General features: G+C 49.6%; 25 protein-coding genes and 1 tRNA gene. 7 read left to right on the forward strand and 19 right to left on the reverse strand.

Annotated elements, in window-relative coordinates; genetic code table 11:
* Positions 1 to 5 precede the first annotated feature (5 nt).
* A complete protein-coding gene (locus tag ACIDF8_RS12915; protein ID WP_412011021.1) occupies positions 6 to 344 on the forward strand; it encodes a tRNA-binding protein in 339 nt (112 codons plus the stop codon).
* An 81-nt stretch (positions 345 to 425) separates the two neighbouring features.
* Here the strand turns inward: ACIDF8_RS12915 and ACIDF8_RS12920 are convergent, their stop codons facing one another.
* The 8 genes from ACIDF8_RS12920 to chrA all read right to left on the reverse strand — a co-directional run bounded on the left by ACIDF8_RS12920 (position 426) and on the right by chrA (position 11,528).
* Positions 426 to 1,028 carry an AbiV family abortive infection protein gene (locus ACIDF8_RS12920; RefSeq protein ID WP_412011022.1) on the reverse strand — a complete coding sequence of 201 codons (603 nt, stop codon included), beginning with the start codon at positions 1,026 to 1,028 and terminating at the stop codon, positions 426 to 428.
* A 113-nt stretch (positions 1,029 to 1,141) separates the two neighbouring features.
* Entirely contained in the window at positions 1,142 to 3,553 is a 2,412-nt protein-coding gene (locus ACIDF8_RS12925; RefSeq protein WP_412011023.1) for a hypothetical protein, read from the reverse strand.
* Between the two features lie 131 nt (positions 3,554 to 3,684).
* Positions 3,685 to 4,089, reverse strand: a complete 405-nt coding sequence (nikR, locus tag ACIDF8_RS12930) for a nickel-responsive transcriptional regulator NikR (protein ID WP_379073339.1) — start codon at positions 4,087 to 4,089, stop codon at positions 3,685 to 3,687.
* 166 nt (positions 4,090 to 4,255) lie between these two features.
* Positions 4,256 to 6,301 carry a TonB-dependent receptor gene (locus tag ACIDF8_RS12935; RefSeq protein ID WP_412011024.1) on the reverse strand — a complete coding sequence of 682 codons (2,046 nt, stop codon included), beginning with the start codon at positions 6,299 to 6,301 and terminating at the stop codon, positions 4,256 to 4,258.
* A gap of 167 nt (positions 6,302 to 6,468) precedes the next feature.
* On the reverse strand, positions 6,469 to 8,589 hold the full coding sequence (gene pnp / locus ACIDF8_RS12940; protein ID WP_412011025.1) for a polyribonucleotide nucleotidyltransferase: 2,121 nt from the start codon (positions 8,587 to 8,589) through the stop codon (positions 6,469 to 6,471).
* A 258-nt stretch (positions 8,590 to 8,847) separates the two neighbouring features.
* Positions 8,848 to 9,117 carry a 30S ribosomal protein S15 gene (gene rpsO, locus ACIDF8_RS12945; RefSeq protein ID WP_194749762.1) on the reverse strand — a complete coding sequence of 90 codons (270 nt, stop codon included), beginning with the start codon at positions 9,115 to 9,117 and terminating at the stop codon, positions 8,848 to 8,850.
* 184 nt (positions 9,118 to 9,301) lie between these two features.
* Positions 9,302 to 10,195 (reverse strand): PfkB family carbohydrate kinase, encoded by an 894-nt coding sequence (locus tag ACIDF8_RS12950; protein WP_412011026.1) that lies wholly within the window; start codon positions 10,193 to 10,195, stop codon positions 9,302 to 9,304.
* A 4-nt stretch (positions 10,196 to 10,199) separates the two neighbouring features.
* Positions 10,200 to 11,528 (reverse strand): chromate efflux transporter, encoded by a 1,329-nt coding sequence (gene chrA, locus ACIDF8_RS12955; protein ID WP_412011027.1) that lies wholly within the window; start codon positions 11,526 to 11,528, stop codon positions 10,200 to 10,202.
* A gap of 141 nt (positions 11,529 to 11,669) precedes the next feature.
* Here chrA and ACIDF8_RS12960 point away from each other — a divergent pair.
* The 3 genes from ACIDF8_RS12960 (at position 11,670) to ACIDF8_RS12970 (ending at position 12,360) form a co-directional block, all read left to right on the forward strand.
* Positions 11,670 to 11,745, forward strand: a tRNA-Phe gene (locus ACIDF8_RS12960).
* Positions 11,746 to 11,787: 42 nt separating this feature from the next.
* Positions 11,788 to 12,105 (forward strand): rhodanese-like domain-containing protein, encoded by a 318-nt coding sequence (locus ACIDF8_RS12965; RefSeq protein ID WP_412011028.1) that lies wholly within the window; start codon positions 11,788 to 11,790, stop codon positions 12,103 to 12,105.
* Between the two features lie 21 nt (positions 12,106 to 12,126).
* Entirely contained in the window at positions 12,127 to 12,360 is a 234-nt protein-coding gene (locus ACIDF8_RS12970; RefSeq protein WP_412011029.1) for a sulfurtransferase TusA family protein, read from the forward strand.
* Positions 12,361 to 12,737: 377 nt separating this feature from the next.
* Here the strand turns inward: ACIDF8_RS12970 and ACIDF8_RS12975 are convergent, their stop codons facing one another.
* Together ACIDF8_RS12975 and ilvA are read right to left on the reverse strand one after the other, a co-directional pair.
* Positions 12,738 to 13,862: a hypothetical protein gene (locus ACIDF8_RS12975; protein WP_412011030.1), complete on the reverse strand. Its 1,125-nt coding sequence runs from the start codon at positions 13,860 to 13,862 to the stop codon at positions 12,738 to 12,740.
* 182 nt (positions 13,863 to 14,044) lie between these two features.
* Complete coding sequence (ilvA, locus tag ACIDF8_RS12980; RefSeq protein ID WP_412011031.1) at positions 14,045 to 15,556, reverse strand: threonine ammonia-lyase, biosynthetic; 1,512 nt, start codon at positions 15,554 to 15,556, stop codon at positions 14,045 to 14,047.
* A gap of 95 nt (positions 15,557 to 15,651) precedes the next feature.
* Between ilvA and rpiA the strand changes: the two genes are divergently transcribed.
* Together rpiA and phoU are read left to right on the forward strand one after the other, a co-directional pair.
* On the forward strand, positions 15,652 to 16,314 hold the full coding sequence (gene rpiA / locus ACIDF8_RS12985) for a ribose-5-phosphate isomerase RpiA (protein ID WP_412011050.1): 663 nt from the start codon (positions 15,652 to 15,654) through the stop codon (positions 16,312 to 16,314).
* An 88-nt stretch (positions 16,315 to 16,402) separates the two neighbouring features.
* Positions 16,403 to 17,107: a phosphate signaling complex protein PhoU gene (phoU, locus tag ACIDF8_RS12990; protein ID WP_412011032.1), complete on the forward strand. Its 705-nt coding sequence runs from the start codon at positions 16,403 to 16,405 to the stop codon at positions 17,105 to 17,107.
* Between the two features lie 90 nt (positions 17,108 to 17,197).
* On the opposite strand, the gene ACIDF8_RS12995 is transcribed toward phoU, so the two are convergent.
* The gene (locus ACIDF8_RS12995) at positions 17,198 to 17,470 is read right to left on the reverse strand and encodes an oxidative damage protection protein (RefSeq protein ID WP_412011033.1); all 273 of its coding nucleotides are present in this window, start codon (positions 17,468 to 17,470) and stop codon (positions 17,198 to 17,200) included.
* A 79-nt stretch (positions 17,471 to 17,549) separates the two neighbouring features.
* Here ACIDF8_RS12995 and ACIDF8_RS13000 point away from each other — a divergent pair, with 79 nt between their 5' ends.
* Positions 17,550 to 17,945 carry a diacylglycerol kinase gene (locus tag ACIDF8_RS13000; protein ID WP_412011034.1) on the forward strand — a complete coding sequence of 132 codons (396 nt, stop codon included), beginning with the start codon at positions 17,550 to 17,552 and terminating at the stop codon, positions 17,943 to 17,945.
* 95 nt (positions 17,946 to 18,040) lie between these two features.
* Here the strand turns inward: ACIDF8_RS13000 and ACIDF8_RS13005 are convergent, their stop codons facing one another.
* From ACIDF8_RS13005 to ACIDF8_RS13040, 8 genes are all read right to left on the reverse strand, one after another.
* Entirely contained in the window at positions 18,041 to 20,077 is a 2,037-nt protein-coding gene (locus ACIDF8_RS13005; RefSeq protein ID WP_412011035.1) for a TonB-dependent receptor, read from the reverse strand.
* Between the two features lie 95 nt (positions 20,078 to 20,172).
* Positions 20,173 to 20,481: a hypothetical protein gene (locus ACIDF8_RS13010; protein ID WP_412011036.1), complete on the reverse strand. Its 309-nt coding sequence runs from the start codon at positions 20,479 to 20,481 to the stop codon at positions 20,173 to 20,175.
* An 88-nt stretch (positions 20,482 to 20,569) separates the two neighbouring features.
* The gene (truB, locus tag ACIDF8_RS13015) at positions 20,570 to 21,469 is read right to left on the reverse strand and encodes a tRNA pseudouridine(55) synthase TruB (protein WP_412011037.1); all 900 of its coding nucleotides are present in this window, start codon (positions 21,467 to 21,469) and stop codon (positions 20,570 to 20,572) included.
* A 15-nt stretch (positions 21,470 to 21,484) separates the two neighbouring features.
* Entirely contained in the window at positions 21,485 to 21,841 is a 357-nt protein-coding gene (rbfA, locus tag ACIDF8_RS13020; protein WP_412011038.1) for a 30S ribosome-binding factor RbfA, read from the reverse strand.
* Entirely contained in the window at positions 21,841 to 24,549 is a 2,709-nt protein-coding gene (gene infB / locus ACIDF8_RS13025; RefSeq protein WP_412011039.1) for a translation initiation factor IF-2, read from the reverse strand. The genes rbfA and infB overlap by 1 nt, the downstream gene beginning before the upstream one ends.
* A gap of 84 nt (positions 24,550 to 24,633) precedes the next feature.
* Entirely contained in the window at positions 24,634 to 26,100 is a 1,467-nt protein-coding gene (nusA, locus tag ACIDF8_RS13030; RefSeq protein ID WP_412011040.1) for a transcription termination factor NusA, read from the reverse strand.
* 39 nt (positions 26,101 to 26,139) lie between these two features.
* The gene (gene rimP, locus ACIDF8_RS13035; RefSeq protein WP_412011041.1) at positions 26,140 to 26,628 is read right to left on the reverse strand and encodes a ribosome maturation factor RimP; all 489 of its coding nucleotides are present in this window, start codon (positions 26,626 to 26,628) and stop codon (positions 26,140 to 26,142) included.
* A 69-nt stretch (positions 26,629 to 26,697) separates the two neighbouring features.
* On the reverse strand, positions 26,698 to 26,902 hold a 205-nt coding region (locus ACIDF8_RS13040), incomplete at its 5' end, for a hypothetical protein (RefSeq protein ID WP_412011042.1).

Here is a 26,902-nt window from a genome sequence, read left to right on the forward strand (position 1 = left end):
TATTAATGAATCAAATCGAATGGAATGACTTCACCAAGGTTGAGTTACGCGTTGGCAGGGTGATTTCGGCAGAAGTATTTGCAGAAGCGCGCAAGCCAGCCTACAAACTACACATCGACTTTGGCACCGTGATCGGCATGCGTAAATCCAGCGCCCAAATTACTGCGCACTACACACCAGAAAACCTGATCGGCAAACTGGTAGTCGCCGTCGTTAATTTTCCGCCCAAACAGATTGGGCCATTGATGTCTGAATGCCTGGTGACGGGCTTTCATGATGCGGAAGGAAGAGTCACTTTATGCGTGCCGGAACATGAGGTTCCACTTGGGACAAAGCTACTTTAAAAATACATAAAACCAGTCGCTCTGACAAATTATCTCCATACAGAAGAGCTATCTAGATTAAATCAGAGCACCGACTTAGATTTAAATTCTAAGGAATCTTTCATATGCACTTTCATCGTCAAACAATAAGGCAACCATAATTTGAAATATCTCCGCGGAATGGAGGCTGTTTTCGGCATCCGCTCTGGTAATGTCTTTTGGCCGACTTTTAAGCTTTCCATTTTCATGAAGGGAAACGTATAAAGCATCTTGTTTAAGGTGATCTTTAACCGGCTTGCGCAAACGCTTTTTTGCTTTTGCGACGACCTCTTTGAATTTTTCTTCGTCAGAGAATGTCCACGCCAAACCACCAACTAATTCAATCGATTTCTTGAGCCAAATAATGTATTCAACCAAGGCTTCTGCCAAGCCTTGTTTATTAGCATGACTCCGCAAGGCAGAATATAGATTGGAGTCCCATCGTTTATTAGCTGCACTCAATTTCAATGTGAAGGCTTTACTTAACTCTTCTTCCGCTAGTATTGATAACGCTGTTGCACGGGAGTAACGATGCGCTTCATAAAGAAACTGCGCATCATTTAATAGTTCGCAACCATTGTCATAGGCAGCTTGGGCAACCAACTCGAGATCTTTCTGTAATTTTTCATTAACCGCTTTAACCCAACCCTCTTTAATTTCGGCCATCTTTTCATTCTTTCTTTGATTTAGAAATTATGTTGCGTTTGTTCCTGTAGCCTTTTATAACTTCAGTAAACGGTGTCTTTCCAGAGGAATTTCTATTTTATCCAATGCCCGTTTTATTCGGGTGTTTCTGAAGATCCTTGATTGAGAGCTTCGGGTATCAAATGGTCAGCGAGTTTGTGTAGCAAAGCTTTTAACCTACTTTGATCCATGTGAGCCATAGCAATATCGATGGCATCATGCCCATGATTTCCTCGGTACTTCTCAGCTTCTTCACGTAAATCCGATGCCGTTCTTGATCGAATTTCAAGGCTTGGTGCGTCTTTAGAAGAAACGTAACTATCGACTTCCTTAATTAATACATCATCAATTAAACCAACAATCAAATTCAAACAAGCCAACCCACAAATAGCTTTTTCCAAAGACCCCCATCCGGTCTGATACTTGCCTGTTTTTTTCATCCATCCGATAAGTAATTTTCTTATATCCAGCGCTTCTTCATAGCAATCTCGTTTATGTGCATCTACCGATGCTTCAAACAAATGATTGGCAATTTGGAAATGCTCCATAAATTCAATAGTTACTTTATCGTCCGGAATCCAAGATAAGACACTGATAAGCCATATGGCTGACCTTCTAAGTTTTTCAGTAAGATGTGGCTTGCAAGCCCTAGATCCTGATACTGCAAAAAGAATTTCTGTTACGTGAACTATCCAATAAACAATATCAAATGTGAATTGAGATCTTTGAGCAACTGCTTTTAAGAGTATTTCTTTTTCAGTTTCATAAATGCCATCAGACCATTCAGCGATGTTCCGAATAACATGCTGGGCATCTTTGTCATCGGCATCTTTTTCTAAAATTGCATTCGTTAAGTTTGACAACCATATAGATAATGAATCTTGCGAAGTAGGCGAATAGTAAGGGGCAAGGCTATTACTATGTATTTTCGCCAAAGGTGTTTCATTTGTGTTTAGATACAATTCAGCAATTAATCTAATATCGTCACGAACCTCTTTTACAGCGAACCTTATATTAGAACTCTTGCACCTAAGTAAACTGTAGGTGATCAGTGCAAGCTGTTTTACTGCTACGGGCGTTACTGGCTGGTATTTCTTATTTACACTTCCTGTGCATGCCACAACAGCTATTTTCTCCGAGAGATTCGCAATATGCTCTGGCTTGTCGTAATCGAGAATTAGCTGGGCAGCCCTTCCAAGCAAGGTCATACTTTCAATTAATACGTCTGCCATGTCGTGTGGCACAATCGTTTCTACTGAGCTTGCCAGATAACCTGCTACCAAATGTGCATGGGATCGAGTTGCCTGTTCTTCTGCATAATCTATCAACAGATATAAATGCGTAAGTTGAGTCAGACAGTGGAGGTTTTCCTCAATGAACTGTTCATCTCTTCTTGAGATTCCAATTTGAACGTTCTGCCGCAAATGCTCAAGGGTATTCGTTAAAAAGCTATCAGAGGCAAGTGGGTTATCAAATAAATAATTATTGGAATAAAAGGTCTTTCCTTTGGTTTTAATATATGCCTTGTGGATTTCGACTATCCCATACAACGCTACTCTAGAAACCTCCTGATCACCTTGTTCTGCATACCGCCTAGAAAAGGTTATGCAATATAAAATTGCTCGTTCAGCTAAAACTGTCCAGTTTGTATGAGTTCTAAAATACATAACGCGATTCAAATCATGTTTGCTAGGGGGCTCATTTTTTGCATTATTTTTATCGGCCTCTTTGTTAAACATTGGTGAGATACGGCTGAAGGCTTTGTCCAGAGTATTGAAGTTATTTTGCGTATCAGTAACTAGCAATTCGATTTGCTTAGTTGGACTAATTAAATCAAGTGCTCTGCGATATGCAACTCCAAATAACAATAAGATAAGAATCAAACTCCATGCTGAGATGACGGCGGCCAATGCAACCCAAGATTCATCTGGAATTAAAGACAAACTTATAGTCAGCGATGCCAAGGAGAATGTCGCCACAAACGTGAGAATAAGTCTTCTATCTGTGCTGAACTTTCTGAAGAGGCCATGCGGCATCCGTTCAACATTCACTTGCATTGCAAACATGATGAGAGAAAATGCAATGGCAGTCGCACCAATCAAAGCACTACCAAGATTAAGACACAAATCTCTCACTGCTGAGACTCGGTCTGAATCCGATATATATGGCCCTAGTTGCTTTTGGAGTAATGGAACAAGTGCAAAGCTTACAACCACTGACGTTATTAGTACCACCAAAACGATCTTAGTTTGATATCTTTGTTGGTTGACTAGAAACCAATTTCGCATGATGTAGATGCTACGCCAGCCTAAGGCACGCCTAAGTTTGAAAGACTCATGAAAATGATATCTTTTTTCTTCTAAATTCTGCTTGAGAGTTGCTGTAACAGTTTGTGCCTTATGCTCAAAGTGTGATGTGAATGTACTCAGCTTTTGCTGAAATCGTGTTTTGTATTGATATGACTTCTGCTTTAAATTACCCAATATTGATAAAGCATTAGTGATCATCTTTTATGTATCCAAGATATAGAATATTGAGCAATGATTTTACCCCTCCAATTAGTCCTAACACCTACTTTCCCAGCTTGATTAGTTCGCTTCGAAAGGGCAAGCCAGATTGAATAAGTGAGCGACCTCAACTATCTAGGAATAATATGCACTTTCGCATGCGTCACGCCTGTCTGTGACGAGATCGCATTCACACAAGCCTCTACTTCAGCAATCTTGCCTTTCAGGATCACCGTCTCCATGCAGTTGTCATGATCCAAATGCACATGTTGAGCAGTGATAATCACATCATGGTGGTCGTGTTGTAGTTGATTTACCCGGCTGGCGAGCTGGCGTTCGTGATGGTCATACACATAACTGAGCGAGGCGACGCATTCAGCTTCCGCGTGATCGGCATCTTCAATTACCGCTTCATCGAGTGCTTTTCGCACGAGGTCACGAAAAGCTTCTGAGCGATTGACGTAGGCCCGCACGGCGACCAGTTGGTCAAAGGCGTCGGCCAGGTCGTCTTCAACTGAAATTGTAATGCGTCGCATAAAGTATCTCTGGGTATAAATTGAAAGTCGCCCATCGCATTGGGCATTAGCCATTTTAATATACCGAAAAATCTTTTGTGAGCGTTGCAGCTGGTAGGTAAAAATAAACCTCGCCCGGCTTTTGGGGGCTGACCAACTATGCGAGGTTTATTTGGAGGCAGTTTGACTAAAAGTTATAGGTAACGGTTAACCTTGCTGACCTGGGTTCCACCGGGTGAAAATGAATATCGTTGACCGGTGCAGCCTCGCCTTTGAGTTGTGATTCGTAGTAGTAGTCGATATCACTGGCTTTGCGGTTAAACAGGTTAAAAATATCCAGTGTCAGTGTCGTTTTGGGATTATAGCGGTAGCCGACACGCGCGTAAGTGAGGAAGGTCAAGTTGGAGCGTACTGAGTTATCTTCAACAAGTGGCCTTGGCCCAAAATAACGTAGTTGCACGCAGCCAAACCAGTTGCCGAATTGCGTCACGGTGGCGCCAATTGAGGCGACTTTATTGATGGCACCGGGGATATATTGGCCAGCAGGATCTCTATCTGTGAATCTGGCTCTTGAGAGCGCGAGATCCATGTCCAGCAACAACCAGTCGTTCACTAAGTAATGGTTGTTCCATTCCACGCCATAGCGGCGGCTGGCGCGGCTGGGTTCGGTTTCACCGGCATCACCCACAAACAGGAGCTCGGAATCAATATCCAGTTGCCAGACGGCCAGCGAACTTTGCAGGCCGGGTATCCATTCTGAGCGCACACCGACCTCACTACCGCGCGTGCCAACCAAAGGCGTTACCGGGGTGGCTGGATTGCCGTTGGGCAATACGGTTTGCGTGGCGCCGCGGGCATCGTTACTATGAAAACCTTTGCCAATATTGTAAAAAAACTCAGTATTGGCCCATGGGCCGAAAATGACTGAAAGCTTGGGTGAGGTAATGCCATCCCCTTTACTACCTGAGTTGCCATTGATGCTGCTGTTCACATCAAACTGGTAGCGGTCATAGCGAATGCCAGCCACGGTGCGCAGTTTGTCGTGCCACCAAACGGTATTTTCTGCAAACAAACCTACGCTGCTTTCTTCAACTTTGTCTGAGCGGATCAGTGACAAACGCTGCTTTTGTGCCGTGTTGTACAGCGCAACGGGGGACAGTTTGTCATAACGAGTTTGCACGCCCAGCTTGTTTTCCATAGGTAAACCGGCCAATTCACCCAGCCACGATTTACTAAGATTCACGCCCAGCATGGTGCGTTTTTCACTTTGGTTAAACTGGTCACCGTTCACCGGGTCATTCAGGAAGTAAGTAAAGTTGCTGTACAAGTCTAACGATGACCGCAGAGCATAGGCGCTCATTTGCCAGCCGCCATGCTGATCACGATGCTGTTTGTTAAATGATAGGCTGTAACGTGATGAATCGCCGCCATCGGTAGGGTCTATGGCATCAAAGCGGCCAATTTGCCCGGAACGGACGGCGCGCAGCGGAATCTGGTCGGTACTGTTCCAGCGGTTGTGGTACGCCATGGCAGTGAAGGTGGTGCTATCGTGTGCATCGCCTTCGCTGTAGCGCAACAGGCCGTTATATTTCCTCACGCCTTCGGCCACCTGCCACGGCCCATCATAATGGTTCACATCCAGGGCATAGAGTAAATGGCCGTCTGCCACGGCTACTGAGTTTGCCAGCAGCATGCGCTGGTAATCGTAACTGCCCACGGTCAGGCTAGCGATGCCTTGAGGCAATTCGTTAAGCAGATGCAACCTGGCGGCACCAGCGGAGGAAAAATCGCCCTCCTCTGCTGCATAAGTGCCTTTTTTATAGTGGATATGACTGACTAGCTCGGGAATCAGGAAATTCAAATCGGTGTAGCCTTGCCCATGGGCATGCGTGCGCATATTCACTGGCATCTCATCCACATAAGTGGCAAAGTCAGTGCCGTGATCAAGGTTAAAGCCGCGTAAAAAATACTGATTGGCTTTGCCACTACCGCTGTGCTGGGTGACGATCATGCCCGGCACAAACTCAAGAATTTCACCAGTACGTGCAATGGGACGATTTTTAATCAGGCTGGCGTTAACCTTGCCTTCACTGGCCGCATCTGAAGAGCCAATTGCATTATCATAATGTGCACGTACTTGCACTTCATCCAGGTCCAGCGACTCATTTGCCAACACAGGCAGGCTGGAAAACAGGCTAGCCAGCAGCAACGATATTTTGGAGTTTATATTCATGTGTCTCATATCTCTTTTGTATGATTTTTTTTAAATTATTCATACGATGGGATTATGCAACACATCAGGGTGTGACTTGATACGTCACTTGACTAAGAAATGTAGATCAGGAAAAACTCACGCCCATAAAAAAGCCCGCTTGCGCGGGCTTTTGATTGCTTAACGACTTATTCAGCCGCTGGCGCTTCTTCTTTTGCTGGTGGATCAATCAGGGCTTTCATGCTCAAACGCACTTTGCCTTTGTCATCCAACTCAACCACTTTCACTTTCACAATGTCACCCTCTTTGAGGTAATCACTCACCGCTTTTACACGCTCGTGGGCGATTTGTGAAATGTGTACCAGGCCATCTTTACCTGGCAACAAGGTCACCACGGCACCAAAGTCGAGGATCTTGACCACTGGGCCTTCGTAGATCTGGCCGACTTCCACTTCAGCGGTGATCTGTGCAATACGGCGTTGTGCCTCAGCCCCTTCATCCGCATTGGTGCACGCGATCTTCACGGTACCGTCATCTTCGATGTCGATGCTGGTGTTGGTTTCTTTGGTCAGTGCCTGGATCACAGCGCCACCTTTACCGATCACGTCACGGATTTTGTCCGGATTGATCTTCATGGTGATGATACGAGGGGCAAACTGTGACATTTCGGTGTTGACGCCAGACACGGCTTGTTTCATCAAGCCCAGAATATGCGCGCGGCCTTCTTTGGCTTGTGCCAGGGCCACTTGCATGATTTGTGCAGTGATGCCGGTGATCTTGATGTCCATTTGCAGGGCAGTCACGCCTTTGTCGGTACCGGCTACTTTAAAGTCCATGTCACCCAGGTGGTCTTCGTCACCCAGAATGTCGGTCAGCACCGCAACGCGGTTGCCTTCTTTAATCAGCCCCATGGCCACACCAGCCACGTGTGCAGTTAATGGCACACCGGCGTCCAGCATGGAGAGGCAGCCACCACAGACAGATGCCATGGAGCTGGAACCGTTGGACTCAGTGATCTCGGACACGACACGCAGGGTGTAGTCGAAGTCTTCTTTCTTAGGCAATACGGCTTTCAATGCACGTTTAGCCAGGTTACCGTGACCGATTTCGCGGCGCTTTGGTGAACCGACACGGCCAGTTTCACCAGTGGCGAACGGAGGCATGTTGTAGTGCAGCATGAAGTTTTCGTAGTATTCGCCAGCCAGCGCGTCAATGATTTGCTCATCTTTGCCTGTACCTAAAGTCGTCACGACCAAGGCCTGTGTTTCACCACGGGTAAACAGCGCAGAACCGTGGGTGCGTGGCAATACGCCGGAACGGATGGTGATCGGGCGCACGGTACGTGTATCGCGGCCATCAATCCGTGGTTCACCGTTCAAAATCTGGCTACGCACGGTTTTCGCTTCGAGTTTAAAGAATTCGTCTTTAATCTTGTTGGCTTCTAAAGTAGAAGTTTCTTCAGTGATCAAAGTGCTCATCACGCGGGACTTGATTTCGTCCAGCTTGGCAGAGCGCTCACCTTTGGATTTGATTTTGAAAGCAGCGTTGATGTCTTCAGCGGCAATCGCTTCCACTTTTGCAATCAGTGCAGTGTCTGGCTCTGGTGGTGTCCAGTCCCAGGCATCTTTACCAGCTTCAGCAGCCAGTTCGTTAATCATTTTGATCACAGGTTGCATTTGCTCGTGGCCGAACACAACGGCACCCAGCATCACGTCTTCTGGCAATTCTTTGGCTTCGGATTCCACCATCATCACGGCAGTTTCAGTCGCGGCAACAACCAAATCCAGCTCGGACTCTTTCAACTGTGTCGCGGTTGGGTTCAACACGTATTCACCGTTGATGTAACCCACTTTTACCGCACCCATTGGGCCGTAGAAAGGGATGCCTGCCAATGCGACGGCAGCAGAAGCACCGATCATGGCTGGGATGTCAGCATCGATTTCTGGATCGATGGACAATACAGTCGCGACGATTTGCACTTCGTTGTAGAACGCATCTGGGAACAGCGGACGCATCGGGCGGTCGATCAAACGTGCCGTCAGGGTTTCTTTTTCGCTAGGACGGCCTTCACGCTTGAAGTAACCGCCTGGAATGCGGCCAGCCGCATAGGTTTTTTCCTGGTAATCCACGGTCAATGGAAAGAAATCCTGACCTTCTTTGACTTCGGTTTTCGCTGTCGCGGCCACCAGCACAACGGTATCGCCATAGCTCACCATCACTGCGCCATCGGCCTGGCGTGCGATTTCCCCGGTTTCAATGGTCAGGGTATGCGCCCCAAGCTGGAGGCTTTTTTTCGTAATTTCAAACATTGTTTTTCCTTTATCTACCACGGCTATTCACTACCCAATAGCCAATCTCTCTACAATTATGCGGTGACTTCCATCAGCACGCTTTTTGTTCAAAATAAGCACAAAACGCACTCACAGAAGCCACCCCGGTTGGTGAGAAGAAAATCCGGCAAATTCAAAATCTGCGGATTTTTAAAGCAAAAAAGCCGAGGCAGTCACCATGCCATCGGCTTTTATTTCGTTAAAAGTGAACTGGATTAAACGTCACTTTTAGCCAAATTATTTACGCAGGTTCAAGCGCTCGATCAGCGTTTGATAACGGCTAACGTCTTTACCTTTGAGGTAGTCCAGCAAACGACGGCGCTGGCTAACCAAAGCCAACAGACCACGGCGTGAGTGGTTGTCTTTTTTGTTGGATTTGAAGTGTTCTGTCAGGTAGCTGATACGGTATGTCAACAAAGCCACTTGCACTTCTGGGCTCGCTGTATCGTTAGCACTGCGTTGAAAATCTTTAATGATTTTTGCGGATTGTTCTGCGGTAATCGCCATCTTTATTTTCCTTGAGTTAGCGTCAATATCGTCGCAGCCAGACAACCCATTTGCCTACCGCACCGACATTCAATTTACACGAAACGCGCATTATAGCGGCAAGTGCCATCCTTGCATAGGCTTTTATCACATTAAGTTTCTGTTTTTATGAATTAAATTGACTGGCACCCACTTTATTGCAGGCTTACAGAAAATCATCATAAAAGTCGGCAGCGGCTGGCACCGCCCCGCGAATGCCACAAATAGAGGCCGCAAAACTGGCCGCACGCGTCAGGATGGTCTGGCGCGACCAGCCAGCCAGCAACCCTCTAATCACCACCGAGGTATACGCATCCCCGGCGCCAACGCTATCGACAAATGCCGTGCTCAGGCGCACTGGCGGTACGCGAAAGCCCTGGCCAAACCGGTCCAGCCAGAAGCTGCCCTCTTCACCACAGGTGACAAACATTTCGGTTAAACCAAACACCATTAACAAGCGCCGGGCCAACTCATTGATATCCGCCGAACCAGGCACGCCCAGCAGCTTGCATACTTCTGGCAACTCTTCATGATTGATTTTCAGGATATCGGCCGCCTGCAAAGCCATGCGCACACTCTCAGCGTCATACCAGGGGGCGCGCAGGTTGATATCACAAAGCACGGTAGCGGGCTTGCAGAGTGCTAACCATTGCGCCGCCACCGCCTGCATGTGCGCATGCCGCAACGCCAGCGACCCGAAATACACCAGCCGGGGCGGATACTTCAAGGTAAGGGCCTCAACGGGCGGCCATTGCAGGTCATCATAGGCTTGCTGATCCAAAATCTCGAACTGATGGCCATTGGGGCCCAGGTGCACCTTGACTTGCCCGGTCGGCAAGCGCGTAGATTGCTGCACGCCTTCTGCCGAGAGGCCACTCGACTGCATTTCAGCCACAATGCGCTCACCCAATGCATCCTGGCCAACGGCCGTGAGCAAATGCACAGGCAAGCCAAACGCGTGGCAATGACGCGCTACGTTGTAAGGCGCCCCACCAATGACGGTTTGCTCAGGAAACACATCCCCCAGCACCTCACCCAAAATCATGATCGAATCTGACATCTATTTATCCTGCCTTTAATAACCATCCGAAAGCCATAAATGCTGGCAACAGCCAAAGGATAGAGATCCGCTTGCTTGCCAACAACCACAGTGCCAAGACCACCAAGCCAGCAGCGGCCACCTCCAACGCCCCCGGCCAGACCACATGCCGGGTCAGCGTGAGTGCCAGCGCCACCATGCCTGCGATCACCGCCGCACTAATGGCATGTAGTGGCGCCGTCCAACGCCATTGCTGGCGCGTACGCTCTATCCAGGGCGCACCCAAAAACACCATGACAAAACTGGGCACAAACGTAAACCAGGTCACAATCGTGGCACCTATCAAGCCCGCCTGCCAATCAGGCAATGCCAACCCGGCCTGCCAGGCCGCAACAAAACCAATATAGGTGACCACCATAATTAGCGGGCCCGGTGTACTCTCACCCAAAGCCAAGCCATCCAGCATTTGCGCCGTCGTTAACCAATGGTAATGCTGCACACTGGCATCAAACACATAGGGCAAAACCGCATAGGCGCCGCCAAACGTCAGAAAAGCTGCTTGGCTAAAAAAGGTGGCCAAGCGGGTAAACAGATGCGTCTGGCCATAATAAAACACTAATGCGGCAGCGACCCCAACCCCACAGAGCGCGCCCCAGATCAACACACTCGCCGTCCATCGGCGCAAACTGGCCAGTCCGGCCACGGCAGTATTGTCATCAATCACACTCGCCACACCAGGCTGGGCACCTGCCGTGGCATGCGCTGATGAAGTTTCGACCCAATGCGGCCAATATTGTTGCACAACGATGCCTAACACTGCCGCCACCAGGATAATTGCAGGGAATGGCAGATGGGCAACTTGCAGGCACAGGGCCAGCAAAAATACGCCCCATAACCAGCGTGCACGCAGCACCTTTTTTGCCAAGCGCCAGGCCGCACAGCAGACCAATGCCACCACCAGTGGCTTAACCCCATACAGCAAAGCAGCCACGGCTGGCAGGCTGCCCCACTGCATATACCCCCAAGCCAGCAAGACCAGCAACGCAAAAGCGGGCAGCACAAACAAGCAGCCGGCCACGATGCCGCCCCAGGCGCCATGCAATAGCCAGCCCATATAAACCGCCATTTGCTGCGCCTCGGGGCCGGGCAGCAACATACAATAATTCAAGGCATGTAAAAATCTGGCTTCTGAGATCCAGCGCTTTTCTACGACGAGTGCCTGATGCATCAAGGCGATCTGTGCCGCGGGCCCACCCACGCTAATACAGCCCAAGTGCAACCAGTAGGCCCAGAATACCCGTGGGGAAGGCTTGTTCGGGGCAGACAATTCTTGAGGCGTCTCTACGGCAGACATCAATCATTCCTTTTTAAAAAAAACCGGCGTCAAATACCGCTTCGCAAGCATATCAGGATTTTTTTTATCTTTTGTGTGCATTCTTGGCGTTCTTTGCTATAATGCGCGTCTTGCGATTCGGGACACACCCAAATTGCTGTTGGCCAGATAGCTCAGTCGGTAGAGCAGAGGATTGAAAATCCTCGTGTCGGCAGTTCGATTCTGCCTCTGGCCACCACTCCTCTTGCCTTCCGGCACATTTCTTTTTCTGGGTTTGTTGATGTCATTAAAACACTTAACACCGGATGAATTACAGCCATTACTCAATGATCCCTCATTGCTGCTGATCGATATCCGCAATGACCATGAACTGGTCTCTGGCATTTTGCCTGGCGCCATGCATTTACCCTTAGGCCATCTCGCAGCAATGTTTCACCAGCTGCCTCAGGATAAAAAAATCGTGTTTTACTGCCGCAGCGGCGTACGCTCGATCTCTGCGGGTGAATTTGCATTGGCACAAGGCTGCAGCGATGTTTCGCATTTGGCTGGCGGCATTCTGGCCTGGGCACAACATGGCCTGCCAATCGAACCCGCTTAATTCAGAAACTCAGGATTGTTTATGCAATACGATAAAGAAGTAGACGCCCGCCACCTGAATTGCCCATTGCCCATTTTGCGCTGCAAAAAAGCCTTGAACGAATTGCAGCCTAGCCAAGTACTCAAAATCATGGCAACGGATCCTGGCTCAAAAAAAGATTTTGATGCGTTTTGCCGCCAGACCGGCCACACCTTGATCGAAATGCAAGAGGCCGAAGGGGTATTTACGTTCTGGTTACGCAAGCGCAGCCAGTAAGCCTCTGCCCGCGGGTTAGCGCTTAACCCGCCCCCCCAACTGTATTCAGCCCAAAAAAAGGGCTTCCGAAGAAGCCCTGTGAGGAACGACGTTAACCCTAGGGTTAACGTGGTCTGCATGCCGAAACAACGGTTGCGCAACTGGCATAGTCAGTGACTCAACCTGACTTGCAGACTTGCCGGCATGGCTTCCGGCAAACTGCACATTCCAGACGCAATCATTGTCATCTAAGTTTGTTTACGGCGGCCAGGGATAAAACTTTAGGGCGCTCACAAAAAATTTACTCAAAAAAAAGCCCGCCTATCCTGGCGGGCTTTTTTACAAATTGAGCGCACGTGGCGCGCAATTTACATCGCGCTTTATTACTTAATGACTTATTACTTGGCGTTTTCCAAACTGCCCATTGCTTTAGGGAAGGTCACGACGCCCCAAGGCATGTTCTTCACTTCCACCTGCTTGGTCACTTCGAGCTTATCTGCATCAATCACAAACACCGCATCAGACTTGCCGCACGCTAACAGCACCTGCTTGTTATCTGGCGTAAAACTGAAATGCCAGCAACGGTTACCGGTCGGCACTTCCTTGATTTTTTCAAAGGTCTTGGCATCAAATACCTGTAACAGTTTTGCTTTGTTGGTCGCAACAAAAATCCGCTCACCTTTGCTGTCGTAGGCAATCCCGTATGGTGTTTCAGCGGTATCGACGGTGCGAACCACGTTGAAGTCCTTGTCCATCACTATAAATTTGTTACCAAACTCCAGGGTGGCAAGATAGGTACTCCCATCCGGTGACACTTTGATGCCGCGCGGACGGTCACCATATTCATGGGTGGAGATGGTTTTGACCAGATCGCCAGTTTCGATGTTATGGACAGTCACGGTATTGTCCGCTTCATTGGTAATCACCAGTTGCTTGCCATCGGCCGAAAACTCCACGCCTTCGGTTTCTGGACCGCCAGTGATTTCGCGGATTTTTTCACCCTTGGTCAAATCGACAATCGCAATTTTGGCCGGGACTTTTTCTTCATCATCATCGTCATCCTCTTCTGGCTTGCTGCCAGGCTTGGGTGGCGGACCAGCTTTAGAGCTAGGCTCGGACGAAACAAAAGCATAATTACCACTCACCCGCACAAACTCAGGGTTTTTGCCGACTTCGATCTGCTTAACAAGCTCGCCGGTCGCGGTATCAATCACAGAAACACTGCCATTTTCACGCGTGGCGACCACCAGTTGTTTGCCATCATCAGTAAGTGCCAAGCCGCGCGGACCCTGGGCTTTCACATCCAGGCTTTTGGTGACTTGCATGGTCGCCAAGTCAATCACGCTGACCCCTGCATCCTGGGTTGAAACGTATGCCACTGCGGTACTGGCAGGAGCTTCAGTCACGGCGCTTTCGGGCGCGGCTGCGGGCTCTTCCTGTTTGTTACAGGCGGTGACGCTGGCGAGCAGGGCCAACATCCACAAGCTGGTGCGCGTACGCCGCGCCAAGGATGAATTCAACATTTGTTTATATCTCCTGATTTATTATCTAAGTTTCATTGCTTTCAATGTGTAGGCTTAGCCAGCAAGAATCGTTCTCGCCACACCAGCGATCCTGCCGCTTGCTTTTCTGCCAACGCTCATTGGCTGTCGGCTATATACAACCACCAACATGGCTTCATACAACCAACCGCAACACCTGCACGCTAGCCTAAAAATAACCGGTAAGCAGGGTTGTGACTTTCATCCCAGTAGGGATACCCGAGTTGCTGCAAAAATTGCTCAAATGCCGCTTGATCTTCAGGCGGCACCTGCATGCCTACCAATACCCTGCCAAAATCCGCACCATGATTACGGTAGTGAAACAGACTGATGTTCCAATTGTGACCCATGGATTCGAGAAAGTTCATTAACGCCCCGGGTTTCTCTGGAAACTCAAAGCGGTAGACCACCTCATTTTGCACTTGTGGTGCGTGCCCGCCGACCAGATGCCGCAAGTGCAACTTGGCCATTTCATTGTCACTTAAATTAATCGCAGGCAGGCCTGCGGCCTCCAGCTTGGCTGCGATGGCATCGGCCTCTGTCGGATGATGCACCGCCAAGCCGACAAAGATGTGCGCCTGCTGGCTGTCAGCAAACCGGTAATTGAATTCGGTAATATTGCGCTGCCCTAGCAAGCGGCAAAAGCGCTTGAAGGCACCAGGCGTTTCTGGAATAGTCACGGCAAAGACCGCCTCGCGGTGCTCGCCTAGCTCGGCGCGCTCGGCAATAAAACGCAAGCGGTCAAAATTCATGTTAGCGCCGGATGCCACTGCCACAAGTGTCTTGCCTTGACACTGCTCACGCGCAGCGTAGGCTTTCAAGCCAGCGACGGCCAGTGCACCTGCAGGCTCAAGAATACTACGTGTATCTTCAAATACATCCTTGATGGCGGCACAAATTTCGTCGTTATCGACCACGATCATTTCATCGACATATTGCTGCACAAGCGCAAAAGTATGCTCGCCCACTTGCTTAACCGCTGCCCCATCGGCAAACAAACCTACTTGCTCCAACATGACCCGCTCGCCAAGCTTCAGTGACTCTGTCATCGCCTCGGCATCCTGCGCCTCGACACCAATCACCTTGATTTCGGGGCGGACCGCTTTGAGGTAAGCCGCAATCCCCGCCAGCAAACCACCACCACCGACACAACAGAAGACCGCTTCAATCGGTGCGGCATGATCTTGCACCAGTTCCAGCGCAATCGTGCCCTGGCCAGCGATGACATCCGGATCGTCATAAGGGTGTACAAAGGTCAGGCCTTGTTTTTTTTCCACCTCAAGCGCATGCGCATACGCATCGGAATAACTATCCCCGAATAACACCACCTCGGCACCGCGGGCGCGCACCGCATTGACCTTGATCGCCGGCGTGGTGGTGGGCATCACAATGACGGCGCGGCAACCCATTTTTTGCGCACTCAGGGCGACACCTTGCGCATGATTGCCAGCGCTGGCGCAGATCACCCCGCGTTGCAAGGCTTCCGGCGTCAGGTTAGCCATTTTGTTATAAGCCCCGCGCAGCTTGAATGAAAATACCGGCTGCATATCTTCGCGTTTAAGCAACACACGGTTGTTCAAGCGTGTGGACAAGTTGGGCATGTCATCAAGCGGCGTATGTCTGGCAACAGCATAGACTTGGGAATGTTCGATTTTTTCGCGGTAATTGATGGTCATGAAATACGTGGAGATTTTAAAACCGCAAGGTTGCAGTGTATGATAGAGAATTGTTTGTATTATAAAGAATTAATCAAGGATTGAAGCACATGGCGATGGATAAAGCACAACAAGACGCACTCAAACTCGAAGTAGCAAAAGCAGCCGTCACTTACGTCAAAGACGGGATTATTGGCGTAGGCACCGGCTCAACTGCCAACTTTTTCATCGACGAACTGGCAAAAGTGAAACATAAAATCACCGGCGCAGTGGCTAGCTCTGAAGCGACCGCACAGCGCCTGCGTAACCACGGCATCGAAGTATTTGATTTAAACAGCGTCGACAGCCTGGACATCTACGTGGATGGTGCGGACGAAATCACTGAGCACATGCACATGCTAAAAGGCGGTGGCGGTGCGTTGACCCGTGAAAAAATCGTCGCAGCAGTCGCTAAATCTTTTATCTGTATCTGTGACGAAAGCAAATTTGTGCCGGTACTGGGCAAGTTCCCGCTGCCCGTTGAAGTCTTGCCTATGGCACGTAGCCATGTCGCACGCGAGCTGGTCAAGCTGGGCGGTCAACCCAAACTGCGTGACTTCACCACAGACAATGGCAACCTGATCCTCGACGTCCACGGTTTAACCATTAGCGACCCGATTGACATGGAAGCCAAAATCAACCAGATTGTTGGTGTGGTAACCAACGGTTTATTCGCCGCCCGCCCTGCAAACGTCTTGCTGCTGGCGACGCCAAATGGTGTCAAAACCATGACCAAGTAATTGCAACTTTGCCCCGCTGAAAATTATCATATAGTTGTCATATTGTGCTGGTAACCTGCATCGGCACAATAATTAGGAAAAATTTGTCATGCAATTTGAACACACCTCTAAGCAATATGATGTTGAACTGGAGTCAGTCCGTGCCAAGGTTCTCGAAATGGGCGGGGTGGTGGAGCAGCAGATCGTCAATGCGCTGGAGTCACTGACCAACGCGGATGTCAAACTGGCCAAAGACGTCATGGAGCGCGATACGCGCGTCAATGCTTTAGAGGTTCAGGTCGATGAGGATTGCAGCCATATCATTGCGCGCAGACAACCTGCTGCACGTGATTTGCGCATGATCATGATGATGGTGAAAACCATCACTGACCTGGAGCGGATTGGTGACGAAGCGACAAAAATCGCCCGTACCGCCCAGCGTATCTACGAGCAAGACCGCATGTATAAACCACGGTTTAACGAGATCAAAACCATGGTGGGGATTGTGCGTGAAATGCTGCGTACCGCATTGGATTCATTCGCCCGCCTGGATGTGAGCCAGACTGTGGAAGTGGCCAGACAGGATGAGCAGGTGGACGAACAGTTCCGTGCCGCCATGCGTCAACTGATCACATTCATGCTGGAAGATCCACGTACCATTTCCATGTCACTCGAAGTGCTGTTTGTTGCAAAAGCGATCGAGCGCATTGGTGACCATGCCAAGAATATCTCGGAATACGTGGTTTATATGGTGAAAGGCAAAGATATCCGCCATACCAGCCTGGAAGATATCCAGCGCGAAACGCAGTCATAATTCAGCGCAAATAAAAAGCACTCCCAGGAGTGCTTTTTATTTTTGTTGGCGTGGAGATACTTGAAGTCTCAGCTGCCTTAAGCATGATGACTAAGCCGAAGGAGGCACATAGCCACTGGCAACATCAGCACCGTCACCAAAAAAGTATTTTTCGGTTTGCTCGGCCAGATATTTACGTGCGCTAGGGTCAGCCAGACTTAAGCGGTTTTCATTCACCAACATGGTTTGCTGTTTCAGCCAGCCTGCCCATGCCTCTTTAGACACATGCATATAAATCTTTTTACCCAGCTCACCCGGATAAGGCGGAAAATCCATGCCTTCGAGCTCTTTGCCCAGTTTCACACATTGCACCAATCTTGCCATGTTCGATCCTCACTACACTGCTAAAAGCGCTATCATAGCGCATGTTAAAATCTGATGTTCGCAATTTTAGAGATAACCCATGCAAAACACTCCCCCTACAGGTCACCAGGAAAGTCCCTTCAAAGGCAAAACCGGCCTCCGGCGTTTAATTAATGCCTTTGGCTACTCCATGGATGGCTTTAAAGCCGCTTATCAGCATGAAGATGCTTTCCGTCAAGAGGTCTGGCTATCTCTGGTACTGATTCCATTGGCATTTTACCTGGAGTCAGAAGCCCTGCACCGCATTCTCATGGTCGGCAGTGTGTTGCTGGTCATGATTGTAGAACTCCTGAACTCTGCTGTGGAAGCAGTGGTTGACCGTGTATCGATTGAACGGCATGCCCTGGCCAAGCGCGCCAAAGATATTGGCAGTGCCGCCGTACTGCTGGCCTTGATCAATCTGGCGGTCGTGTGGGGCTTGATCCTACTCAATTAAAAGGACAAAAGGCTGACCCGGTCAGCCTTTTGCTTTCATCCCACCGCCCTCAGCGCACCGCAAAATAGGGCACCTAGGGCAGCATAACAAGTCTTTTAAAAGTCAGCACGCGCCCCCAACAACAGCGCTCTCGCGCCAGCCGGCGCAATATCTTTCAGGAAAGACGCATGCTCGCGGATCTCTTCGTTCAGCAGGTTATTGGCCTTGGCAAACAACTCCACGTGCGATTTGACCGGCAACTTGTAAGCCACCAATGCGCTTAAATTGGTATATGCATTGGTTTTGAGCTCGTTTTCTGCCACGTGATTCTGTTTGAACGCATGCAGCACATCGACGCGCGCATTCCAGTTACCCAGGCGATAGTCCAGCCCACCCCCAAGTCTTAAAGGGGAGATCCGTGGCAAGTATTGATTGTTACGCGTGTCTTTAGCATGCACGTAATCGCCTCGCATTTTCAACGTCCACTCGTCATTCAAGGCAAATTTACCTTCCAGCTCCAGTCCCTTGAACAAGGCAGGAACCGCTCTGAACTGGGCTTCAGGGAGTAACTCACCATCCACCGGTACCTCAATGCCTGTATTGAACAAGCCGATAAAGTTTTTAAATTTGGTGGCATACGCACCCAGGGTCACGCTGTGACCACCCGATTTCCATTTTAGCTGCGCATCAATACCATTCGAGCGCTCTTTGCTAAGATTGCTATTGCCCACTTCCACCTGCCCCGTGGCAATGTGTGGCCCATTGGCGTACAACTCAAAATAGCTGGGGGCACGCTCGTTATGCGATAAGTTAGTCGTCACACTCCAGGAGTCATCAATGGTGTACAGTCCACCCAAAGCAAAACTATTGGGATTAAATCGCTTGCTATTCGCTTGTGTGAATTTGTCGTCGGCATGCGAGTCAACCGTGGTGTCACCAAACCGCCCGCCAAAGGTGACTTTATGTTTATCAATTGCATACTCTTCGTAGACATAAGCCCCTTGGTCCACGGTGGTGACACTAGGGACAAAAGCTTCCTCGCCCAAGGCCTGAAAACGCGTGTTCTGGAACTGGTAGCCGACCACCCCATTCAAGCCGGCCAGAGGAACATGCGTTGCTTCCATGCTACCCTGTAAGCCTCGGTTTTTAAATGTGGTTCCAACGACGCCACTCTCTACTTCCTCGTGCTGGTAATCGGTGTAAGCCATTCTCACCTTGATTTTTTGCACAGGTCCCTTGAGTTCTCTCACTTCACCCGCCAACTCCGTACGTTTGTTTTCCATATTGATTCTGACATTTTCTTCCGCCACGGTGCCGTAGTGGTTATTGGAGTCAGCATACGAAATTCCAAGATAGCCTGTATCAAACGTCCAGGAAGCACCCAATGCGCCGCCATTGGCCAGCGCAGAACTATTATTGAGCTTGTCCTTGCCGCGACTATCGCGCGCAATCCCATCGGCCAAGCTCTTGCGTTTGGAGACCGCATACCCAGGGATTTCCAGATTGCTGGTTTCACGGCTATAGACATCCGCGTGCAATGCAAACAGGCCATTGCCGACATCCACCACCGCTGCACCATTGCGCGTATTGTCTGGCCCACCAAACCTGGCTTCAGCCCGGCCGGTATAGCCATTCAAGGATTCTTTAGGAATACGGTGATCAATGGCGTTGACGACACCACCCATGGCACTGCCACCATAAAGTAATGCCGCCGGGCCACGTACCACATCAATTTGCTCAATAATCAACGGGTCCACACCCACCGCATGGTCAAAACTGAGTGAGGAAGCATCGAGGATACCGACCCCGTTTTGCATGATACGCACGCGCTCGCCATCCAAGCCTCGGATAATCGGCCGCGAAGCATTCGGACCGAACTGGGTAGCTGTCACGCCCGGAATGCCATTCAAGGTTTCACCGAGGGTGCCCTGCCGACGCAAACTGAGTTCACGTCCGCCAAGTACAGAAACCGGTACCACCATATCATCAGACGCCACGCCGAGCGGGTTCCCTGTGACAGGCACGTTATCAATATCCAGTGTTTTTGCATCTTCCGCCAAGACCAGCATTGGCGTACTCAACGCCGCCATCAATGCCAGCCATAATGATTTTTGCTGCCCACGTGCAGACATCCTCTTTTGTAATATTTTCATTGTTTTTTCCAGACAAGGTCAGGCAGTGCATCAGTGCACTGCACAAACAAAAGCCTCCGGGTGCAATTGCAACCAGGAGCGTAAAGGGTCAGGGGTTAAACAATATAAGGAGGAGCGCGTGCGGCATAGACCGCGAGCGTTGGGCGCAGGATGGCAATCGCCAGAGCGCTGATGACGGCAAGATAGCTAAGCTCTGGCAAGTTCCATTGCAAGGCCTGCGCCATCACCCCGACGAGATGCGAGTAGGCGACACAGAGCCTGCATTGGTCTTTGCTTTGATGCTTATCAGATTGCGAATGTTGCGCCAGTTCTTTGATATGGGTAATTTCATGCGTGACAATGCCTGTCTGCGTTATCGCAAACAGCATCGCCAATAGAAAATACACATAAAACCGCTTTAACATATTGAATATACTAACATAAACCCTTACACCAACAATGCAACTTTATTGCATTTTTAGCTAAAAATAAGTTCATTCAAGCAAGGGAAAATTAGAGATTGACGACGCGTTTGGGAGCAATACGGCCATCGCGCTGTTGCTGACCTATCCCCAAAAACAAGCCAGCGGTACTATAAATACGTAAGTCGCCTGCGGGGATGGCACCTGACAGCCAGACCGGATTACCCTGTTTAAAATAATACGCGGCATCCTCATGCAGCGCTATTTTCGGCAAGCGCTCGATGGCCGTGTCCACAGGGAGCAGCAAAGCATCACGCTGCTCCATAGACATTTGTTCCAAGGCTTCTATCGTAATAGTCTCAGCGATTTGATAAGTCGCAGTCGCGGTACGCCGTAAAGCGGTTAAGTGTGCACCGACATTGAGGGCTTTGCCGATGTCTTCACCCAAGGTCCGGATATAGGTACCCTTACTGCAACAGACTTCAATGTCTGCACTGTTTTCTTCGCAGGCCAATACGCGCAATGCATGAATCGTCACCTGCCGCGGCTGACGCTCCAGCTCAACGCCATCTCGTGCATATTCATACAGAGGCTTGCCATTGACCTTAAGCGCAGAATACATCGGCGGGACCTGGGTAATTTCACCCATAAATTGTGGCAATACGCGCGTAATGTCCGCATGCGACACCTGACAAGCCACCTCACTGACGACTTCTCCCTCTTTATCGCCGGTGGTGGTGCTCACACCAAACTTGACGGTTGCCACATAAGTTTTGCTTTCATCGGTCAGATGTTGGGCGAATTTGGTTGCCTCACCAAAGCAGATCGGTAACACTCCCGTGGCAAGCGGATCCAAGGTGCCGGTATGCCCGGCTTTTTGTGCCTGATATAACCATTTGACCTTTTGCAGGGCTTGGTTCGAGGAAAAACCATAGGGTTTATCAAGCAGCAACACGCCATGGACGGCGCGTTTAATGCGTTTGGTTTGCATAGCGGAAAGGTAAAATTAGTCTTGCGGTGGGGTGTCGGACAAAGCGTCGTTGATCAACTTGTCCATATGCATGCCACGGTCTATCGATTCATCATAGACAAAATGCAATTGCGGTACGGTACGGATCATCATGCGTTTGCCAAGCTGCGAACGCAAGAAACCGGCCGCTTTTTCCAGCCCGGCTTGCAGGCCTTTACTGTTTTTCTGCGCGGTATAAAAGACCTTGGCATGTGCCATATCACCAGCCACCTCAACCCCTGTCAAGGTGACCATTTGCACACGCGGGTCTTTGACCTCGAACATGAGCAAATCCGCCAGTTCACGGCGCATTTGCTCTGAGACGCGGTCGTTTCTTGAGAATGCTTTAGCCATTAGAGTGTTCTGGCCACTTCAACGACTTCATAAACTTCCAGGATATCGCCGACTTCAATCTCATTGTAGTTCTTGAGAGACAAGCCGCACTCAAAGTTATTTTTAACTTCTTTAACGTCATCCTTGAAGCGCTTGAGTGAATCCAGCTCACCAGTGTGAATAATCACATTGTTACGCAGCAAACGGACTTTAGAATTACGTTTAACCACGCCATCCTGTACATAACAACCAGCCACTGCACCCACTTTGGAGATCCGGTATACCTCGCGGATTTCTACCGTACCGATCATTTGCTCTTTCTGCTCTGGTGCCAGCATGCCGCCCAGCGCCGCTTTGATCTCATCCACAGCTTCGTAAATGATGTTGTAGTAACGCAAGTCCACATCCAGGTTTTCAACCAGCTTACGTGCACCGGCATCCGCGCGCACGTTAAAGCCGATCAATACCGCACTGGAAGCCGCGGCCAGGTTGACATCAGACTCACTGATAGCCCCCACGCCAGTGTGAATAATGTTCACACGCACTTCACTGGTTGACAGTTTTTGCAGGCTGGTGGTCAAGGCTTCGTAAGAGCCTTGTACATCTGACTTGATAATCAGGTTCAAGGTTTGCACTTCGCCTTCGGCCATCTGCTCGAACATGTTTTCAAGTTTGGCAGCTTGCTGTTTAGCCAGTTTCACATCCCTGAACTTACCTTGACGGAACAGGGCAATTTCACGCGCCTTACGTTCATCGTTAAGCACAATGGTCTCTTCACCGGCACTAGGAACATCTGACAAGCCAAGCACCTCGACTGGGATAGAAGGACCAGCCTCTTTAATATCCTGACCATTCTCATCCAGCATGGCACGTACACGGCCATAAGCAGTCCCTGCCAGCAGCATATCACCGCGGCGAAGCACACCAGACTGCACCAACACGGTAGAGACTGGGCCACGGCCTTTATCCAGACGGCCTTCGATCACCAGGCCTTTGGCAGGGGTATTGAGTGGTGCTTTTAATTCCAGCACTTCCGCTTGCAACAACACAGCTTCCAGCAACTCATCAATGCCTTTACCGGTTTTAGCAGACACTTCACGGAACATGGTTTCGCCACCGTACTCTTCTGGCACCACTTCATGCGTAATCAGCTCGTTCTTCACACGCTCTGGTTGCGCTTCTGGTTTATCAATCTTGTTAATCGCCACCACGATAGGCACGTTACCCGCTTTCGCATGGTGAATGGCTTCAATGGTTTGCGGCATCACGCCATCATCGGCAGACACTACCAGAATCACGATATCGGTCGCCTTGGCACCGCGGGCACGCATGGCAGTAAACGCCTCGTGACCAGGAGTATCCAGGAAGGTCACCATGCCACGTGGCGTTTCCACGTGGTAAGCACCAATGTGCTGGGTAATGCCGCCTGCTTCACCTGAAGCTACGCGACTGCGACGGATATAATCCAGCAAGGAGGTTTTACCATGGTCAACGTGACCCATGACCGTGACCACCGGTGGACGAGCTTCCAGAATCGCTTCGACGCCTTCTGTTTCTTCCAGGAAGCTTTCAGGATCGTTTGCAGCCGCGGCTTGCGCTTTGTGACCCATTTCTTCGACCAGAATAATCGCAGTGTCTTGATCCAGCACCTGGTTGATGGTCACCATCATGCCCATTTTCATTAAGGCCTTGATCACTTCTGCCGCTTTAACAGACATTTTGTGCGCCAAATCAGCAACCGAAATGGTTTCCGGCACCATCACCTCTTTGATGATAGGCTCAGTTGGAGCATTAAAGGCGTGCTGATCATCTTTACTGGATTTGTGATGCTTGCCCTTAGGGGTGCGCCAGCCTTGAGCGCCCCCTGCGGGTGCATCACCACGGGTTTTAATGCCGCGTTTCTTGTTCTCGTTTTCATTCCAGTCGCGGTTATCGGTCTTGGCTTTTTTATCTTTGTTTTCTGGCTTGTCTGTCGCTTTGGCAGCAGGCTTGTGTAAAGTACCTTCAGAGAGCTTGGTCGCTGCGGGTTTGTTTTTCGCTGCCTCAGCTTCTGCCTGACGCTTGGCTTCCTCTTCTGCACGACGTTGTGTCAACGCTTGCTTGCGCTTGATATCTTCTGCCTGCAAGGCAGCCAGCTTGGCCGCACGCGAAGCTTCTTGTTCGCGTAAGGCAATCTCCTGTGCCGACAGAACCACGCCTTTTTTCACGGGGGCTGGGGCTTCTACCACTGGCGCAGGCGCGGGCTCCTCAACAATGGGTTCCGGCTCAGGCTCTGGCTCGGGTTCAGGAGCGACGGCCTCCACGATCTCTTCGACAACGGGCTCTTCCACCACCACTGGCTCAATTTCAGGTGTCGCGGTCTCCACGATGTCAGCTTGCATGACCTCGGCTTCTTCATAAGCAGCATCCGCAGACTGTTCATACCCCATTTCAGGACGTTCCAGCACGCGTTTTTTACGCACTTCCACCTGGATAGTACGGGCTTTGCCTGAGCTATCCAGTTTTTTGATTTCGGTGTTTTGCTTACGGGTCAACGTGATCTTGTTTTTAGGTGCGTTACCTGCCCCATGCTCTTTACGCAAGTAATCCAGCAAGGCAGCCTTGTCACCCTCTTCCAGGAAATCATCCACAGACGTTTTGTGAACGCCTGCGCTTTTCAGTTGCTCGATTAGCAGGGTCGTTGGTAGACCCAGCTCGGCGGCAAATTGTGCGACGGTTGAAAGTGCCATGTACTGCTCCAGTTCAATTACTTTATTTTTTAATTAAGAGGTATGCATGATGTTTTAAACGCATAAATTATTTAAAACGCCTGGTTACTTAAACCAGGGTGCTCGCGCTGTCATAATTAATGACTTCGCACGCTCTTCATCTATTCCGGTCAACTCAACCAGCTCATCGACCGCCAGTTCGGCCAGATCTTCACTGGTATGAATTTCGCTGGCTGCCAGTTTATGGGCAGTGTCAGCATCCATCCCCTCCAGGGTCATCAGGTCGTTAGTATCTTCTTCAACTTTTTCTTCTTTGGCAATCGCCTCAGTCAACAAAGCAGCACGCGCGCGTGAACGCAACTCATTGATGGTATCTTCATCAAAGGCCTCGATTTCAGCCATCTCTGCCAACGGTACGTAAGCAATTTCCTCGAGTGTACTAAAGCCTTCTTGCACCAGAATGTCAGCGACCTCTTCGTCCACATCCAGTTTTTCGATAAACAACTGGCTGATTTTGGCATATTCATCCTGGCTTTTCTGCGCTGCCGCTTCTTCCGTCAGGATATTCAGAGTCCAGCCTGTCAGCTCAGAGGCCAGACGCACGTTTTGACCATTACGGCCAATCGCCACTGCCAATTGCTCTTCATTCACCACCACATCCATGCTGTGTGCATCTTCGTCGACCACAATTGAAGTCACTTCCGCAGGCGCCAAGGCATTAATCACGAATTGTGCCGGATCCATGCTCCACAATACGATATCCACGCGCTCCCCACCAAGCTCGGAGGTCACCGCTTGTACACGAGACCCACGCATACCAACACAAGTACCTACAGGGTCCAGGCGCTGATCGTTGGTTTTCACTGCGATTTTGGAACGCAATCCAGGGTCACGTGCAGCAGAACGGATTTCAAGCAGGCCTTCTTCAATTTCAGGCACTTCCAGCTCAAACAGACGCTTGAGGAATTCCGGGGCTACCCGTGACAAAATTAATTGCGGGCCACGGCCACCACGGTCTACGCGTGACAAATAAGCACGCACGCGGTCACCTACGCGCAAGTTTTCCTTTTGGATCATGGCTTCGCGCGGCAGCAGGCATTCAATCCGGCCCACTTCGATAATTGCATTGCCTTTTTCCATGCGCTTGATCACGCCGGTCACCAGGCTTTCACCACGAGCCAGGAAGTCCTGAATCATCTGCTCACGCTCAGCTTCACGAACCTTCTGCAAAATCACCTGTTTTGCCGCCTGTGCGCCAATACGGCCAAATGCAATCGACTCTAATGGCTCCTCAAAATAGTCGCCAATTTGTCTACCCGCAGCGCGTTCATCTTCTTCATCAAATTGATAAGCCGAGCTTTCCAGCAAGTCGTATTCTACATACTGCCAACGTCTGAAGGTTTTATAATCTCCGGTCTCGCGATCAATCTCAACACGGATATCAGCCCCTTCTTCATGGTTCTTTTTTGTAGCTGAAGCCAATGCCAGTTCCAAGGCAGTAAAGATTACCTCTTTATCCACATTTTTTTCATGGGCCAGGGCATCAACCAACAACAATAATTCACGACTCATCGTAATCTCCAACTCACCGTACGGATCAGCTATAAAAAATTAATCAAAAACCGGGCTCAAACGAGCCTTGTCTATATTATCCAGCGACAATCTATAAACCCAGCCATCGCACTCAATCACTACTTTGCCATCTTCGACACCTTGCAGTAGCCCCAGGAATGTTTTCCTAGGCAAGCTGGTTGCCGTCGCTTTAGGTCCATCATCCTGAATACCCACGCGCAGCTTGATTTGGGCGCGCTCACCGGCAAACCGCACAAAATCACTGTCTTTACGCAAGACACGATCCAGACCGGCTGAAGAGACTTCAAGGCGGTCATAATCAATGTCCAACTCAACCGTCAATACATTGCCAAGCTGGTTACTTACCAACACGCAATCATCAATGGTAACGCTATCCTTATTGTCTTTTGGGTTCAGCTTATCGATAAACACGCGTAGCAATTTACCGCGATTGGCTGCTTCAAAATCAACCAACTCGTATCCCAATTGGGTAACCGTCTTTTCAACCACTGAATGCAAATTTTGCATACGCACCCTTAATTCAAAACGCTACGTCCAAAAACAAAAAATGGGCGTAACGCCCATCTATCTTTTTAATTATACCAAAAATCCTTTTAAATTCAAAGCTGCCCATGTAAGCAGTAACACAAGGGATGTCGCATGTTTACGCCACAGATACCCCCCGTGCATTCTTGATAGCCCTAATGGGTCAATGACATGTTTGGTGTTATTTTTTAAGATGTGTTTAAAAGAGGGAGAAGCAGTAAACCAACAACCGCACAAGCGGTGGCAACGATTTTTC

Origin of the sequence: Methylophilus sp. 3sh_L (assembly GCF_046766015.1) — a bacterium.
Lineage (GTDB): Bacteria > Pseudomonadota > Gammaproteobacteria > Burkholderiales > Methylophilaceae > Methylophilus.

Coding starts and splice junctions, on each gene's coding strand:
- infB (WP_412011039.1), bottom strand. CDS start 24,549: ATGGCACTTTCAACCGTCGCACAATTTGCCGCCGAGCTGGGTCTACCA.
- ACIDF8_RS12925 (WP_412011023.1), bottom strand. CDS start 3,553: ATGATCACTAATGCTTTATCAATATTGGGTAATTTAAAGCAGAAGTCA.
- ACIDF8_RS12915 (WP_412011021.1), top strand. CDS start 6: ATGAATCAAATCGAATGGAATGACTTCACCAAGGTTGAGTTACGCGTT.
- ACIDF8_RS12970 (WP_412011029.1), top strand. CDS start 12,127: ATGCAATACGATAAAGAAGTAGACGCCCGCCACCTGAATTGCCCATTG.
- ACIDF8_RS13005 (WP_412011035.1), bottom strand. CDS start 20,077: ATGAAAATATTACAAAAGAGGATGTCTGCACGTGGGCAGCAAAAATCA.
- phoU (WP_412011032.1), top strand. CDS start 16,403: ATGCAATTTGAACACACCTCTAAGCAATATGATGTTGAACTGGAGTCA.
- ACIDF8_RS12995 (WP_412011033.1), bottom strand. CDS start 17,470: ATGGCAAGATTGGTGCAATGTGTGAAACTGGGCAAAGAGCTCGAAGGC.
- nikR (WP_379073339.1), bottom strand. CDS start 4,089: ATGCGACGCATTACAATTTCAGTTGAAGACGACCTGGCCGACGCCTTT.
- pnp (WP_412011025.1), bottom strand. CDS start 8,589: ATGTTTGAAATTACGAAAAAAAGCCTCCAGCTTGGGGCGCATACCCTG.
- ACIDF8_RS12920 (WP_412011022.1), bottom strand. CDS start 1,028: ATGGCCGAAATTAAAGAGGGTTGGGTTAAAGCGGTTAATGAAAAATTA.
- rpiA (WP_412011050.1), top strand. CDS start 15,652: ATGGATAAAGCACAACAAGACGCACTCAAACTCGAAGTAGCAAAAGCA.
- ACIDF8_RS12965 (WP_412011028.1), top strand. CDS start 11,788: ATGTCATTAAAACACTTAACACCGGATGAATTACAGCCATTACTCAAT.
- ACIDF8_RS13010 (WP_412011036.1), bottom strand. CDS start 20,481: ATGTTAAAGCGGTTTTATGTGTATTTTCTATTGGCGATGCTGTTTGCG.
- ilvA (WP_412011031.1), bottom strand. CDS start 15,556: ATGACCATCAATTACCGCGAAAAAATCGAACATTCCCAAGTCTATGCT.
- ACIDF8_RS13000 (WP_412011034.1), top strand. CDS start 17,550: ATGCAAAACACTCCCCCTACAGGTCACCAGGAAAGTCCCTTCAAAGGC.
- nusA (WP_412011040.1), bottom strand. CDS start 26,100: ATGAGTCGTGAATTATTGTTGTTGGTTGATGCCCTGGCCCATGAAAAA.
- ACIDF8_RS12975 (WP_412011030.1), bottom strand. CDS start 13,862: ATGTTGAATTCATCCTTGGCGCGGCGTACGCGCACCAGCTTGTGGATG.
- rimP (WP_412011041.1), bottom strand. CDS start 26,628: ATGCAAAATTTGCATTCAGTGGTTGAAAAGACGGTTACCCAATTGGGA.
- rpsO (WP_194749762.1), bottom strand. CDS start 9,117: ATGGCGATTACCGCAGAACAATCCGCAAAAATCATTAAAGATTTTCAA.
- ACIDF8_RS12935 (WP_412011024.1), bottom strand. CDS start 6,301: ATGAATATAAACTCCAAAATATCGTTGCTGCTGGCTAGCCTGTTTTCC.
- truB (WP_412011037.1), bottom strand. CDS start 21,469: ATGCAAACCAAACGCATTAAACGCGCCGTCCATGGCGTGTTGCTGCTT.
- ACIDF8_RS12950 (WP_412011026.1), bottom strand. CDS start 10,195: ATGTCAGATTCGATCATGATTTTGGGTGAGGTGCTGGGGGATGTGTTT.
- rbfA (WP_412011038.1), bottom strand. CDS start 21,841: ATGGCTAAAGCATTCTCAAGAAACGACCGCGTCTCAGAGCAAATGCGC.
- chrA (WP_412011027.1), bottom strand. CDS start 11,528: ATGTCTGCCGTAGAGACGCCTCAAGAATTGTCTGCCCCGAACAAGCCT.